Below are 13,930 nucleotides of genomic sequence, written 5' to 3'. Positions count from 1 at the left end.
GACCCCGGCAAACGTGAATCGTTGTCAGGTAATGCGGACGTCCTCTCGTGCTCCCCTGCGCCTGTCCCTCGCGATCGCCACGCTCGGCGCGGCGGCGCTCCCGCTGCTGGTTCCCGACGCGGCGCCGGCCCAGGTGCCCGCTGCGCGCTCGGGCGCGACGGCCACCACGGGCGCCGCCGGTACGACGCTCGCGGGCGGCGTACCCGCGGCCCCGACGACCCTGCCCCGGCGCGCCCCCGGCCTGCGCGACGTGATGTGGGTCGGCAACAACTGGGCCGGAACGGCCAGCATCGTCGACGCGCACGACTTCACCGTCCTCAAGCGCGGGGTCGACCTCGTCCCGGACAAGGCGCAGGAGCTCGCGGACATCCGCAAGGACCTGGTCGCGCAGGCCTACTTCCTGCTCATCCGCTACGGCCCCGGCGAGGGCCACGACCAGTTCGTCGACGACATGTTCACCACGCAGGACGGGCGCTACCTCGCCGTGTCGCGGCCCAGCTTCGCCGACGTGGTGTGGATCGACATCACCAAGGCCACCGCCGGCGCACCCGACTCCATCGTGCGCGAGCAGTCGATGGACGGCCACCGCAGCGACCACATGGCGCTGTCGCCGGACGGGCGCCGCCTGCTCGTCTCGGACTCCACCGCGCGGCAGGTCATCGAGTACTCCATGGTCGACGAGACGCTCACCGACGGCACCGTCGTGAGGATGGGCGACCGCACCCGGACCTTCCCCTCGGGCGAGACGCCGCACGAGAGCAACTACACCCACGACGGCGAGCAGATCTTCCACGCCTCGATCGGGCTGGTCTACACCCCCGGCGACCTGCCGGTCCTCGACGCCCTCAAGGGCGACCGCTGGTTCCAGGTGGTGAAGAACTCCGACTTCTCGATCCTGCGCCGCTGGGGCATCGGCCGCGAGCTCGCCGAGGCCGGCTACCCGAGCATGAGCAGCGCGGTCCGGCCGATGGCCGTCTCGCCCGACGAGCGCTACGTCTACTTCCAGGTCTCGTTCCTCCACGGCTTCGTCGAGTTCGACACCCAGGCGCCCGACCTCAACAACAAGGTCGACTACACCCTCGGCGGCGTCCCGGAGCCGCGCGTCGGCGCGGTGACCCGCCTGGTGCGGCTCCCGAACCGGGTGCCCACGATGCTCCGCGAGCTCTACGTCAACGACTCCGCCCACCACGGGCTGTCGATCAACGAGGACGGCGACACGCTCTGCGTCGCCGGCACCATGGACGACTACGCCGCCCTGGTCGACCGTGCCTCGGGCGACTACACGCTCTTCGACGAGGCCACCACCGGCCACGGCTACCTCAAGCCGTACTGGACCACCGAGGGCCTCGACGACACCTGCTGGATCTCGCTGTCCGGCAGCGACGCCGTCGCCGTCCTCGACACCGACACCGGCAAGGAGCTCGCGTACCGCTCGGTCGGCGACCACCCGCAACGGGTGCGGCACGGCTACGTGCCGGAGACGCTCGTCGCCACGTGGTGACGAGTAGTCTCGCCGCGTGACTGACTCCCCCTCGCCGTACGCCCTGGCCGAAGAGGCCGCCACCCGCCTCGCCGAGCTGACCGGCGTGCCGCGGCACGACGTGGCGCTGGTCCTCGGCTCCGGCTGGCTGCCGGCCGCCGAGGCGCTCGACCCGACGGGCGAGAACACCACCGAGATCTCGGTGACCGACCTGCCCGGCTTCGGCGCGTCCGCGGTCGCCGGCCACTCCGGCAAGGTCCGCTCGATCCGGCTGCCCGGCGGCGACGGCCCTGACGGGTCGGGCGACCGGCACCTGCTGGCCTTCCTCAGCCGCACCCACTACTACGAGGGCAAGGGCGTGTCGGCTGTCGTCCACGGCGTGCGTACGGCGGCCGCGGCCGGCTGCCGCGCGATCGTGCTCACCAACGGGTGCGGCGGCCTCAAGGAGACCTGGACGCCCGGCACCCCCGTGCTGATCAGCGACCACATCAACCTGACCGGCCAGTCCCCCATCGTCGGCGCCAACTTCGTCGACCTGACCGACCTCTACTCCTCCCGCCTGCGCGACCTGTGCCGCGCGGTCGAGCCGACCCTCGACGAGGGCGTCTACGTCCAGTTCACCGGCCCCCACTACGAGACGCCGGCCGAGGTCCGCATGGCCGGCATCCTCGGCGGCCACCTGGTCGGCATGAGCACCACGCTCGAGGCGATCGCCGCCCGTGAGGCGGGGATGGAGATCCTCGGCATCAGCCTGGTCACCAACCTCGCCGCCGGCCTGAGCGGCGAGCCGCTCAACCACGCGGAGGTGCTGGAGGCCGGACGCGCCGCGGCGACCCGGATGGGTGCGCTGCTGGGCGAGGTCGTCCCGCGGATCTGAGGCCTGTGGAGACGGCTTTTCGATGACGGGAGTTTCACCGGCCGGCCGGTGATTCTCCCGTGCTTGGACGACGAAACTCACGCTTGGACGACGAAGTTTCGTCGTCCAAGCGTGAGTTTCACCGGCCGGCCGGTGAAACTCACTCCGGCCGAGGCCCAGCTCAGCTGGCGCGGTTCATCGTCCGCACCCCGACCCACAGCCCGAACGCGCCGACCAGCAGCGACGCCCCGAACCCGGCGGCGACGGTGTCGAGCGGGAAGGAGCCGGCGAAGAGGGTGCGCTCGGCGTCGACGAGGTACTTCAGCGGGTTGAGGTCGGACGCGGTCCGCAGCCAGCCGGGGGCGCCGTCGAGCGGGAGCAGGACGCCGGCGAGCAACAGGAGCGGGAAGATCACGGTCTGCTGGACGGTCCAGAAGATCCACGCCTGCTCCTTCGCAGCGATCGCGAGCGCCAGGCTCAGGGCCCCGAGGCCGACGCTGAAGGGCACCAGCACCACCACGCCGGTCAGTACGCCGGCCAGGTGCAGGTCGAACGCGAAGGGCGTCACGACCGCGACGATCAGCGCGGTCTGCAGGACCAGCGGAACCATCTCCCGCAGCGCCTTGCCGATCATCAGCGACGAGCGCCGCACGGGAGAGACCAGCAGGCGCTCGAAGGAGCCGCTGATGATCTCCTCCGACAGGTTGGCGCCCGTGAAGGACGCGCTCATCAGCGCGGTCATCGCCACGATGCCGGGCACGAACCACTGCAGGGCGGAGCCGTCGGGGCTCTCCGGCAGCAGCGGCGCGAACAGGCCGAGGAACACCAGCGGCTGCACCATCGCGAAGAGGACGGAGGCGGGCTGGCGGAGCACCGGCTGGAGCTCGCGGACCAGCACGTTCCAGGTGTCGGCGACCAGGCCGACGGCCCGCCCCTCGACCGGGGTACGACGGCGGACCGGGGCCGCCACGGCAGGGCTCGTCATCTCGATGGTCATGCTGCTGCTCCTTCGGTGGTGGCGTCGGTGGTGGCGTTGCGGTCCTCACGCAGGCTCCGGCCGGTGAGGTTGAGGAAGACGTCGTCGAGGGTCGGACCGGCGACCTCGAGCCGGCCGACGGGCGTACCGGCGGCGGCCAGGTCGGCGACCAACCCGGGGGCGGCGTCGCGGCCGAAGGCAGCACGCAGCTCGACGCGCGAGCCGTCGACGACGACCTGGGCGCCCTCGACCCGGTCGGCCCGCTCGGCGGCGCTCCGGGCGTCCGCCGCAGTGGCGAACTCCATCGCGACCAGGTCCCCGAGCGCGGACTTCAGGGCGGCCGCGGAGTCGTCGGCGATGACCTGGCCGTGGTCGATCACGACCACGCGGCCCGCGAGCGCGTCGGCCTCCTCGAGGTAGTGCGTCGTCAGCACGATGGTCGTGCCGAGGTCGGCGTTGAGGCGGCGTACCTGCTCCTGGAGGTTGACCCGGTTCTGCGGGTCGAGGCCGGTCGAGGGCTCGTCGAGGAAGAGGATCGGCGGCTCCTGGACCAGGCCGATCGCCACGTCGAGGCGACGGCGCTGGCCGCCGGACAGCTGGGCGACCGGTCGGTCCGCGTGCTCGGTGAGGCCGAAGGCGTCGAGCAGCTCGTCGGTCCGGGCCCGCGCGTCGCGGCGGGAAAGCCCGTGCGCCCGCGCCTGGCACATCAGCTCGTCGCGCCCCCGGAACTGGTGGCCGGCGGCGTTGCCCTGGCCGACGTACCCGATCGAGCGGCGAACCGCCGCACGATCGCGGACCACGTCGTGGCCGGCGACCGTCGCGGTGCCCGCGGTCGGCGCGATCAGCGTCGTGAGCATCCGCAGCGTGGTCGACTTGCCGGCGCCGTTGGGACCGAGGAAGGCGACCAGCTCGCCGGCCGCCACCTCCAGGTCGAGCCCGCGGACGGCCTCGATCGTCTGCTTGTTGCGCGTGTAGTGGCGGGTGAGTCCGACGGTGCGGATCACCGGCCCGCTCTTGCTGCTGTTGATCTCCATGAGCACCACGCTAGGGAGCCATTAGGTCAGTTTCTGTCCTGATTGCGAACTAATCTGGACCCCATGAGCACCAGCGCCCGGATGCTGCGCCTCCTCTCCCTCCTCCAGACCCACCGGTTCTGGACCGGCGGCGAGCTGGCGGACCGGCTCGAGGTCAGCGAGCGCACCCTGCGACGCGACGTCGACCGCCTCCGCGACCTCGGCTACGACGTCGACGCGGTCCGCGGCGCGGCCGGCGGCTACCAACTGCGGGCAGGCGGGGCACTGGCCCCGCTGCTGCTCGAGGACGACGAGGCGGTCGCCGTCGCGGTCGGACTGCGCGCGGCCGCGAACGGCGGCGTGCCCGGGTTCGAGGACACCACCCTGCAGGCGCTGACGAAGGTGATCGCGCTGATGCCGCCCCGCCTGCGCCGGCGGATGGGCGCGCTGCAGACACAGACCGAGGGGATGCCGTGGGCGGGCGGCCCGGTGCTCGACCCGGCCGTGCTGACGACCCTCGCGCAGGCGTGCCGCGACGACGAGGTGGTCTCCTTCGCCTACACCGCGGCCGACGGCAGCGCGACGGTCCGACGGGTGGAGCCGCACCGGCTGGTCAACCTCGGGCGGCGCTGGTACCTCGCGGCGTACGACCGGGAGCGCCAGGACTGGCGCTCGTTCCGCGTCGACCGCGTGCAGGGCCCGCCGTCGACGACCGGACAGCGCTTCGGGCCGCGTGAGATCCCGGGCGGCGACGCGGCGGCGTACGTCAGCCAGGGCCTGCGCACCCGGCCCCGGCAGTACCAGGTGGTGGTCACGATGGACGTCCCGGCGGCCACCGCGGAGGCGACGGTCGGTCGCTGGGCGAGCGTCGAAGCGCTCGGCGAGGCGCAGTGCCGGATGACGATGGACACCGACAGCCTCGACTGGCCGGTCCTCGTGCTCGCCGGGCTCGACTGCGACTTCGCGGTCGAGGCGCCGGATGAGCTGTCGACGCTGCTCGCCCGCCTCGGGGATCGCTTCACGGCAGCCGCCCGACAGTCCTGACGGACTGTCAGCAACATCCTTCGTGCAGCGGCGGCGCATCACCGCAGGTCAGAGCGCAAATGGACGATGCGAATTAGGTAAACCTAAGTGCCATGTTAGGGTGCCCTTGCTTCGCACTTCCTGACACTCTGACAGCAAAGAGCACTCCTCGTGGTTCCTCGTTCGCGCCCTCGTCGTGCCGCCGACACCCTCGCGCTGGTCCTGCTCGCGACCGCCCTCACCGGCTGCGGCCCGGTCCTCGACGGCTCGGGCAACGGGCACGGCGACGACGGGCCGGTCACCGAGGTGCCGTCGATCGCCGACGTGACACCGCTGGCCGACCCGCGATCGTGGCAGGGCGAGGTCGACATCAACCTCCCCGAACCCGACATCCGGCCCGTCGAGGAGGACCCGGCGCCGCAGCTCCCCGCGCGCGTGACCGACGTCCAGGGCACGAGGGTCGAGGTCACCGACGTCAGCCGGATCCTCGCGCTCGACGTCTACGGCACGCTCTCCCAGACGGTCTTCGAGCTCGGCCTCGGCGACAACGTCGTCGGCCGCGACGTGTCCTCGGCGTACGCCGAGATCGACGACCGCCCGCTCGTCACCCAGAACGGCCACGAGCTCAACGCCGAGGCGATCCTCGAGCTCGACCCGACCGTGCTCATCACCGACACCTCCCTCGGGCCGTGGGACGTCGTGCTGCAGGTCCGCGAGGCCGGCATCCCGGTCGTGGTGGTCGACGCCGAGCGCAACCTCGACAACCTCGCGCCCCTGACCCAGCAGGTCGCCGACGCGCTCGGCGTGCCCGAGCAGGGCAAGGTGCTGGGCAGGCGGATCGTCGACGAGGCAGCCGCCGTCCGCGCCGAGATCGACCGGGTCGCGCCCAGCGACGTCACCGCCAAGCTGCGCATGGTCTTCCTGTACGTGCGCGGCCAGGCGAACGTCTACTACATGTTCGGCCGGGGCTCCGGCGCGGACGCGCTGATCACCGCGGCCGGTGGCTACGACGTCAGCAGCGAGATCGGCTGGAACGGCATGAAGCCGGTCAACGACGAGGGCCTGATCAAGGCCCAGCCCGACGCGATCTTGATGATGGACAAGGGCCTCGCGTCGGTCGGCGGCATCGACGGGCTGCTCGACCAGTTCCCGGCGCTCGCCCAGACGCCCGCCGGCGAGAACCAGCGCGTGATCACGATGGACGACGCCCAGGTGCTCAGCTACGGACCGCGCACCGCCGACGTCCTCAACGCGCTCGCGATCGCGCTCTACGCGCCCGACAGCCTGGCTGCGAAGGACGCTTCGTGACGGCGGTCCTGCCCGCGGTGGCAGTCGCGCCCGCCGTACCGGTGACGGACGGGCGACGCCGTCGCCGGATCGCCCTCCTGTACGCCGGCCTGGTCCTCGGCCTCGTCGCGACCACCCTCGTGGCCGGCGGATCGGGGCAGCTGCAGATCCCCCTCGACGAGATCCTCGGCTCGATCGCGCACCGCGTCGGCCTCGACGTCGGTCCGATGCCCACGCACCCGCGCGGCGAGTACACCCTGTGGAACGTCCGCTTCTCCCGGATCGCCATGGCCGTCGTGGTCGGCGCCTCGCTCGCCGTCGCGGGCGCGGCCATGCAGGGGGTCTTCGGCAACCCGCTCGCCGAGCCCAGCGTCGTCGGCATCTCCTCCGGCGCGGCCGTCGCCGCCGGCGCGGCCATCGTGTTCGGCCTCCGCTTCGCCGGGGACTGGTCGATCCCGGTGTGCGCCTTCCTCGGCGGCCTGGTCACCACGCTGCTCGTCTATGCGCTTTCCCGCTCCGACGGGCGCACCGAGGTGGTGACGCTCGTGCTGACCGGGATCGCGGTGAACGCCGTCTCGAGCGCGCTGCTCGCGCTGCTGATGTTCCTCGGTGACACCCAGGCCCGTGAGTCGATCGTGTTCTGGCAGCTGGGCAGCCTCAACGGCAGCCGGTGGTCGTACGTCCTGGTGGTCGCCCCGCTCGCCGCCGTCGGCATCGCCGTGGCACTGGCCTGCGCCCGCAGCCTCGACCTGCTCGCCCTCGGCGAGCGCTCCGCGCGCCACCTCGGCGTCAACGTCGAGGCGCTGCGGATCATCCTGATCGTCGTCGTGGCGCTGCTGACCGCGGCCGCGGTCAGCTTCTGCGGGATCGTCGCCTTCGTCGGCCTGGTCGTCCCCCACCTGGTCCGCATGGTGACCGGGCCCGGCCACCGCACGCTCCTGATCGCCTCGGCCCTGGCCGGTGCGCTGGTGCTGATCTGCGCCGACACCGTCGCTCGGACCGCCGTCGCCTACACCGACCTGCCGCTCGGCATGCTCACCTCGCTCGTCGGCGGCCCGTTCTTCTTCTGGCTGCTGCGCCGCACCCGTCGTACGGCGGGAGGCTGGGCATGAACGCCCTGACGACACGCGGGGTCACCCTCAGCTACGGCCACCGTCCGGTGCTGGACGCCGTCGACCTCGACGTACGGCGCCGCGAGGTGCTCGCCCTGGTCGGCCCGAACGGCGCCGGCAAGTCGACCCTGCTCGCGGTGCTCGCCGGCGACGTCGTGCCTGACGAGGGCGTCGTCGAGCTCGACGGCAGGCCGCTGCGCGAGTGGAGGCTGCGCACGATGGCGCGCCGCCGCGCCGTGCTCACCCAGGAGCACCGGATCTCGTTCCCGTTCCCGGCCGCCGACGTGGTGCGGATGGGCCGTGCGCCGTGGCGCGGACTCCCCGAGGAGGACGAGGACGACCGCGTCGTCGCCGAGGCGATGGCGACGACCGACGTCGGGCGCCTGGCCCACCAGCCGTTCAGCCTGCTGTCCGGCGGCGAGAAGGGACGCACCTCCTTCGCCCGCGTGCTCGCCCAGCGGACCGGGATCCTGCTGCTCGACGAGCCCACCGCCGCCCTGGACATCGGCCACCAGGAGGCCGTCCTCGCGAGGGCTCGGGCCGAGGCCGCCGGCGGTGCCGCGGTCGTCGTGGTCCTCCACGACCTGTCGCTCGCGGCCGCGTGGTCCGACCGGGTCGCGCTGCTGCACCACGGCCGGGTGACCGCCGAGGGAACGCCGGCCGCGGTGTTCACCGCCCCGCTGCTGAGCCTGGTCTACGACCACCCGATCGACGTCCTCACCCACCCCGCGACCGGCGAGCTGCTCGTCCTGCCCGACCGTCGCACGCCCCTGTCGCGGGAGGAAACCGCATGACCCGCCGCCTTCTCGCCGTTGCCCTGCTGGCCGGAGGACTCGCCGTCCTGACCCCGACGCCCGCCGCCACCGCCGCGGCGCGGATCTCGGTCACCAACGACCGGGGGACGACGGCGGCCGACCTGGAGTACCGGACGAAGCTGACCATCACCGGGCGCGGCTTCCAGTCGGTCAAGGGCGGCTTCGGCGGCGTGTACCTGATGTTCGGCTGGGTCGACGACCCGCGCGGCGGGTCGTGGAAACCCTCCCGCGGGGGCGTCACCGGTTCGGACTACCGCTACATCCCGGACGCCGAGAACGCCGCCGACAGCCAGGGCTACCTGCGCTTCATCGCCTTCCCGGGCAGCTCGACCGCCACCGAGGCCAACGCCGTGCTGTCCGCATCGGGCGGCTTCACCGTCACCCTCAACATCCCCGGCCCGACCTTCCAGAGCGTCGACCGCAACGGCAGGGTCGTCTCGGTCGACTGCCGCAAGGTGACCTGCGGCGTCATCACGATCGGCGCCCACGGCGTGAAGAACGCAGCCAACGAGACCTTCACACGGGTCCCCTTCACCACCGTGTACGACGCCGCACCCGCCGGACAGGACACGACCACCACCGACGGCACCACCACGGCGGGCAACGGCGCGGCGACCGGCACCGGCACGACGACCGGGACGACCACGACGGGCGCCACGGGTGCGATCGGCACCGGCAGGAAGGCGCGCGCCGGCACCCCGCGGCTGACGACCGACCGGCTGACTGCGAAGGTCGGCAACACCCTCGCCTTCACCGCCACCGGGTTCGCCCCCGGCGAGCAGGTGGTCGGGGTCCTCGACGACGGCGTCGCCGGCATCGGTCCGATGGTGGCCGGGCCCTCGGGGGAGGTCGCGGGCATCCTGCCGCTGCCGGCGACCCTCTCCGCCGGCACCCACGAGCTGCGCCTGACCGGCGCCGCGTCGGGCGGTGCGGCAAGCGAGCGCTTCGCGGTCCGGGCCGTCGACGTGTCCCCCGCCCCGGAGGCCGCACCCGAGGACGACGAACGACCGGGGTCGCGGGTCTTCCTGTTCGTCGCGGCGGGACTGTTCGCGCTCACCCTGCTCGGCCTCGTCCTGCGCCTCGCACGGCGCCGCCGACGCGCCGCCGGATCGACGGGAGCGCTCGCATGAGGGCGCGCTGGCTGCTCCCGGCGCTGGCCGCGCTCCTCACCCTGACCGTCGCGCCACTGGTCCCGGTGGCACCCGCCGTCGCCGAGGACGGGGACACGACCGCCTTCACCGTCGCCGACGCGGTCTTCCGCTGGGGCATCAACGACGAGAGCAACAACAACGCCTTCGCCCCCGGCACCTACAACTTCCCCTCGGCCGGCCGGGCGCCCGACCCCGGCAGCGGCGGACAGGTGCTCGACGACCGGGGCAGGTGGCCGAGCACCGGCGCCACCGCCTGGCAGGCGAGCGCTGGCGAGGTCCGGATCGAGAAGATCACCTCGTCCGGACCGGTCCCGACGACGTACGCCGGCACCAGGACCGGCCCCGACGGGCAGTCCCTCGGGGGCCCGACCGTCGAGGTGTTCAGCAACCACCAGGTCGTCATCAGCGGCGGCACGGGCGAGGTCGACCCCGCCGCCGGCACCGCGACGATCCGGTGGGAGGGCTCGTTCACGGTCTTCTACTACTCCGGGATGACCTTCTTCACGATCACCGACCCGGTCCTCGAGGTCACGCCGACCTCGGCCCGGATCACCGCGAGCGGCTCGGGCTACGCCAGCTCGATGGAGGACACGACGACGTGGCAGGCAGTGCCGGCGACGCCGGTCACCCTCGCCGCCCTGACCGGCGTCGGGACCGACGAGCTCGCCGCCGAGAAGGGCTTCACCGCGGAGACCGCGTACCTCGGTGTCCGGTACGACGCGCCCGCCGGCGGCACCACCCAGGTCCGCACCGGGAGCACCTGGGGCGCCGTGCCGGCGTCGCTGCTGGCCTTCCTCGAGAAGGTCGGCATGGCGTCGTACTGGTACTCCTCCGGCGGCAGCGGCGACCGGTTCAAGGTGACCAAGCCGGTCACGGTGAGCTGGGACGCGAGGACCGCGATCGAGCCGGAGCCGCCCACGGAGACGCCGACGACGCCGACCGGGACGCCCTCGAACCCCGCCGGCGAGGAACCGCCGGCGAGCACGCCCTCCACCGCACCACCCGCGGTGGTGCGGCCGCCGGGGCCGGCCCTGCCGGCCCAGGCCCCCGCCCCGGTCGCGTCCACCGCGACCGCGCAGCCGGCGTCGTACCAGCCGCCGGTGGCGTACGCCCTCGCCTCCTCCCCTGCCGACCCGGACCGGTCCGACCGGTCGGGCCGGCCGTGGGAGTGGGCCCTCGGATTCCTCCTGCTGCTCGGGGCGGTCGGAATCACCCTGTTCGACCCCCTGATGAACCGCCTGAAAGGAACCCGATGAATCCCGTACGTCGGAGCGTCGCCGGCCTCGCCGCCGCCGCGCTCACCGCCACCGGACTCTCCGTGCTGTCCGTCGCGACCGCGCCGTCCGCCCACGCCACGGCCGTGCAGGTCGATGACGCCACCCTCCGCTGGGGCATCAACACCGAGGTCAACAGCGCCTCCTTCGCGCCCGGCACCTGGAACCTGATGTCGGCCGGCAGGATCGGCAACCCCGGTGCCGGCGGCAAGACGCTGACCTCCGGTGACGACGGCGCCACCTGGAGCAACGGTGCGAGCGCCGGCTGGGCCAACCAGTCCGGCAATGTCACCGTCGAGGACCTCCAGGCCGGCGGCGGCTACGCCCCGACGACCTTCCTCGGCACCCGCCAGAACTCCGCCGGCGTCAACGGCACGACCGGCAACGGCATCAACGCCGAGACCCAGCTGGTCTTCCGCCACGGCACCGGCACGGTCGACGCGGACGCCAACACCGCCTCCGTCCAGTGGGACGGCGACGCGACGGTCCTCTTCTACTCGGGGATGACCTTCTTCCACCTCGCGGACCCCGAGCTGACGGTCGCCGCCGACGGCACCGGCACGCTGACCGCGACCGTCGACGGGTACGCCGCCTCGATGGCCGACCCGACGCAGTGGAACGACCTCGCCGACGAGGAGGTCACCCTCGCGACGCTGACCGGTGTCGACGTCGACGAGCTCGGCCTGACCACGACGCCGGCGTACCACGAGGTCGAGTACGACGCCCCCGCCGGCGCCACCGCGCAGAGCCGCACCGGCGTCAACTGGGGCGCCTTCCCGCAGGACTTCGTGGACTTCCAGCAGCTCACGGGCGGCAGCTCGTACTGGTACTCCTCGGGCAGCTCGGCCGACGTCCGCAAGCCCGCGACGCCGCTCCAGGTCACCTTCGACGCCACCCCGCCGGCACCGCCGGCGGTGGAGGTCACCGACACCGTGCTGCTGCCGTCCGGCGCCCACCAGGTGACCGTGACCGGCACCGGCTTCGACCCGGCCCTCGCGACCGGCACCCGGCCCCCGCTGTCGGGCAAGGCCGGCGGCACCTACGTGGTGTTCGGCAAGTTCCCCGAGGCGTGGAAGCCGTCCGCCGGCGTCGCCAGCAGCCTGCGCAAGGTGAGCGCTCAGAAGTGGGCGGTCCTCGCCGCCGACATGGCCACGATCGGCGGCCCCGACGCCGGTGCCATCGAGCTCGCCGCCGACGGCAGCTTCACCACCACGATCGTCGTCGACAAGGCTGCCGCCGACACCGCGGCCGCCGCCGTCGCGACCGCCGTCAACTACGGCATCTACACCTACCCCGGCAGTGGCGCCGCGCAGCCGCTGTACGAGACCTACACGCCGGTCACCTTCGCCGCCGCCGAGGGCACGGCGACCGTCACCGTCGACACCGCCCCGACCCAGGTTGCGGACGGCGCAGCGAAGCTCACCGTCGCGGACGCCGACGGCACGGCCGCCGCCGGTTCGGTCTCGTGGGCCCTCAGCAACGCCGCCGACGTCGAGGTCGCCTCGGGCGACGGCGCGCTGACCGGCGGTGCGGCCCAGGTCGTGCTGCCGAAGCAGGGCGCGGGCGACTACACCCTCACGGCGTCGTACGACGGCGCGGAGAACGGCAACGCCAACATCACGACCGCGATCGCGACCGCTCCGGTCGCGATCGCCAAGGCGACGTCGACCACGGCCGTGCAGGTCACCAAGGTCCCGACCGCGTCGGCGACCGGCGCCGCGACGATCACCGTCGACGGTGCGGTCGACGGCGTCGTACCGACCGGCGACGTCCAGGCACAGCTGCGCTCCTCGACCGGCGCGATCCTCGCGACGACCTCGGCGCAGGTGGACGCGAACGGTCGCGCGACGGTGACCCTGCCGAAGCGGACGGCGGGCACCTACACGCTGGTCGCGACGTACGTCGGTGACGGCAACGTCGCCGGCTCTTCGAAGACCGTCTCGGTCACGGTGGCCAAGGTCGCGGCGACGGTGCGCGGCACCTGGACGCGCAAGCCCACCGGCGCCCGCGCCGGCGGCCTCCGGGTCGTCGTCACGGCGCCCGGCGTGAAGCCGACCGGTCTCGTCACGGTGACCGTCAGGAACGCCCGCGGCAAGGCCGTCCGGACGGTCCGGGTCCGGCTGAACGCGGCCGGTGCGGCCACCGCGGCACTGCCGAGGCTGGCCAAGGGCCGCTACACGGTCAGCGCGGCGTACGCCGGCAACACCCAGGCCACCGCCCGGACGTGGACCCTGCGGTTCACGACCACCCGGCGCTGATCCCGTGAACGGTGCGCGCGACCGGCGGCCCTCCGGGGCACCGGTCGCGCGCGCCGCACCGCCTCCACGACCGCCCACGCGACCTAGAATCGGGACCGTGCCGAAGATCGCTGCCGACACCCTCCCCGCCCACCGCGACCTGGTGCGGCGACGGATCTTCGACGCCTTCGCCCAGCTGATGGACGAGCGCAGCTTCGACGCGATCACGATGGCGCAGATCGCCGGGCGGGCCGGGCTCGGCCGCACCGCGATCTACCACCACTTCAAGGACAAGGAAGCGGTCGTGGTCGCCTTCGCGACCGAGGAGACCCAGCACTACCTGGCCGACCTGCGGCGCGACCTCGAGCTCGTGCCCGACCCGGTCGGTCGGATCCGCGTCTACCTGCGCCACCAGCTGCGCGCCGGCCAGCAGTTCCACACCGGCATGGGCGGGATCCTCTACCACCTCCTCTCCGAGGAGGCGATGGAGAAGATCCACGACCACGTGGCGGCGGTCGAGGCGGTCCTCGAGGACATCCTCGACGAGGGCATCGAGTCGGGCGCCTTCCGGGTCGGCGACCGCAAGGCCGCGATGTCGCTGCTGCACGCCGCACTGGCCACCCGCCAGCTCCCGGTGGGGGCCGTCGAGGAGTTCGTGCTCCGTGGCCTGGGCCACATGGCCTGAACCTTTCCTTAGGTCCACCTA

At 72.9% G+C, this 13,930-nt stretch carries 12 protein-coding genes; 10 read left to right on the top strand and 2 right to left on the bottom strand.

Going from position 1 to position 13,930, the window contains the following annotated elements; translation table 11 throughout:
* Nucleotides 1-31 precede the first annotated feature (31 nt).
* Together ASE20_RS08305 and ASE20_RS08300 are read left to right on the top strand one after the other, a co-directional pair.
* Nucleotides 32-1,501: a YncE family protein gene (locus ASE20_RS08305; RefSeq protein WP_056894104.1), complete on the top strand. Its 1,470-nt coding sequence runs from the start codon at nt 32-34 to the stop codon at nt 1,499-1,501.
* Between the two features lie 16 nt (nt 1,502-1,517).
* Nucleotides 1,518-2,357, top strand: coding sequence for a purine-nucleoside phosphorylase (locus tag ASE20_RS08300; RefSeq protein ID WP_056894103.1), 840 nt, complete (start codon nt 1,518-1,520; stop codon nt 2,355-2,357).
* Between the two features lie 160 nt (nt 2,358-2,517).
* Here ASE20_RS08300 and ASE20_RS08295 read toward each other — a convergent pair whose 3' ends face one another.
* Together ASE20_RS08295 and ASE20_RS08290 are read right to left on the bottom strand one after the other, a co-directional pair.
* A complete protein-coding gene (locus ASE20_RS08295) occupies nt 2,518-3,333 on the bottom strand; it encodes an ABC transporter permease (RefSeq protein ID WP_225869040.1) in 816 nt (271 codons plus the stop codon).
* Nucleotides 3,330-4,346, bottom strand: a complete 1,017-nt coding sequence (locus ASE20_RS08290) for an ABC transporter ATP-binding protein (protein ID WP_056894102.1) — start codon at nt 4,344-4,346, stop codon at nt 3,330-3,332. Before ASE20_RS08290 ends, ASE20_RS08295 begins: the two co-directional genes overlap by 4 nt.
* Nucleotides 4,347-4,409: 63 nt before the next feature.
* Between ASE20_RS08290 and ASE20_RS08285 the strand changes: the two genes are divergently transcribed.
* The 8 genes from ASE20_RS08285 to ASE20_RS08250 all read left to right on the top strand — a co-directional run bounded on the left by ASE20_RS08285 (nt 4,410) and on the right by ASE20_RS08250 (nt 13,909).
* Complete coding sequence (locus ASE20_RS08285) at nt 4,410-5,369, top strand: helix-turn-helix transcriptional regulator (RefSeq protein WP_200952747.1); 960 nt, start codon at nt 4,410-4,412, stop codon at nt 5,367-5,369.
* Nucleotides 5,370-5,519: 150 nt separating this feature from the next.
* The gene (locus ASE20_RS08280) at nt 5,520-6,656 is read left to right on the top strand and encodes a heme/hemin ABC transporter substrate-binding protein (RefSeq protein WP_056894101.1); all 1,137 of its coding nucleotides are present in this window, start codon (nt 5,520-5,522) and stop codon (nt 6,654-6,656) included.
* Entirely contained in the window at nt 6,653-7,747 is a 1,095-nt protein-coding gene (locus ASE20_RS08275) for a FecCD family ABC transporter permease (protein WP_082612260.1), read from the top strand. The genes ASE20_RS08280 and ASE20_RS08275 overlap by 4 nt, the downstream gene beginning before the upstream one ends.
* Nucleotides 7,744-8,541, top strand: coding sequence for a heme ABC transporter ATP-binding protein (locus ASE20_RS08270; RefSeq protein ID WP_056894100.1), 798 nt, complete (start codon nt 7,744-7,746; stop codon nt 8,539-8,541). Before ASE20_RS08275 ends, ASE20_RS08270 begins: the two co-directional genes overlap by 4 nt.
* Entirely contained in the window at nt 8,538-9,692 is a 1,155-nt protein-coding gene (locus ASE20_RS08265) for a hypothetical protein (RefSeq protein ID WP_056894099.1), read from the top strand. Before ASE20_RS08270 ends, ASE20_RS08265 begins: the two co-directional genes overlap by 4 nt.
* Nucleotides 9,689-10,969 (top strand): hypothetical protein, encoded by a 1,281-nt coding sequence (locus ASE20_RS08260; protein WP_056894098.1) that lies wholly within the window; start codon nt 9,689-9,691, stop codon nt 10,967-10,969. Before ASE20_RS08265 ends, ASE20_RS08260 begins: the two co-directional genes overlap by 4 nt.
* Nucleotides 10,966-13,245, top strand: coding sequence for an Ig-like domain repeat protein (locus ASE20_RS24675; protein WP_056894097.1), 2,280 nt, complete (start codon nt 10,966-10,968; stop codon nt 13,243-13,245). Before ASE20_RS08260 ends, ASE20_RS24675 begins: the two co-directional genes overlap by 4 nt.
* A 97-nt stretch (nt 13,246-13,342) precedes the next feature.
* Complete coding sequence (locus ASE20_RS08250; RefSeq protein ID WP_056894096.1) at nt 13,343-13,909, top strand: TetR/AcrR family transcriptional regulator; 567 nt, start codon at nt 13,343-13,345, stop codon at nt 13,907-13,909.
* The last annotated feature ends 21 nt before the right edge of the window (nt 13,910-13,930 follow it).

Origin of the sequence: Nocardioides sp. Root240 (genome assembly GCF_001428825.1) — a bacterium.
Lineage (GTDB): Bacteria > Actinomycetota > Actinomycetes > Propionibacteriales > Nocardioidaceae > Nocardioides.
Note: the sequence above shows the minus strand (reverse complement) of the source record. Positions and strands in the feature narration are given on the sequence as shown.

Bases quoted from the DNA above. Each gene is read 5' to 3' on its own strand.
- ASE20_RS08305 (WP_056894104.1), top strand. From the start codon at position 32: ATGCGGACGTCCTCTCGTGCTCCCCTGCGCCTGTCCCTCGCGATCGCC.
- ASE20_RS08295 (WP_225869040.1), bottom strand. From the start codon at position 3,333: ATGACCATCGAGATGACGAGCCCTGCCGTGGCGGCCCCGGTCCGCCGT.
- ASE20_RS08290 (WP_056894102.1), bottom strand. From the start codon at position 4,346: ATGGAGATCAACAGCAGCAAGAGCGGGCCGGTGATCCGCACCGTCGGA.
- ASE20_RS08285 (WP_200952747.1), top strand. From the start codon at position 4,410: ATGAGCACCAGCGCCCGGATGCTGCGCCTCCTCTCCCTCCTCCAGACC.
- ASE20_RS08270 (WP_056894100.1), top strand. From the start codon at position 7,744: ATGAACGCCCTGACGACACGCGGGGTCACCCTCAGCTACGGCCACCGT.
- ASE20_RS08265 (WP_056894099.1), top strand. From the start codon at position 8,538: ATGACCCGCCGCCTTCTCGCCGTTGCCCTGCTGGCCGGAGGACTCGCC.
- ASE20_RS08260 (WP_056894098.1), top strand. From the start codon at position 9,689: ATGAGGGCGCGCTGGCTGCTCCCGGCGCTGGCCGCGCTCCTCACCCTG.
- ASE20_RS24675 (WP_056894097.1), top strand. From the start codon at position 10,966: ATGAATCCCGTACGTCGGAGCGTCGCCGGCCTCGCCGCCGCCGCGCTC.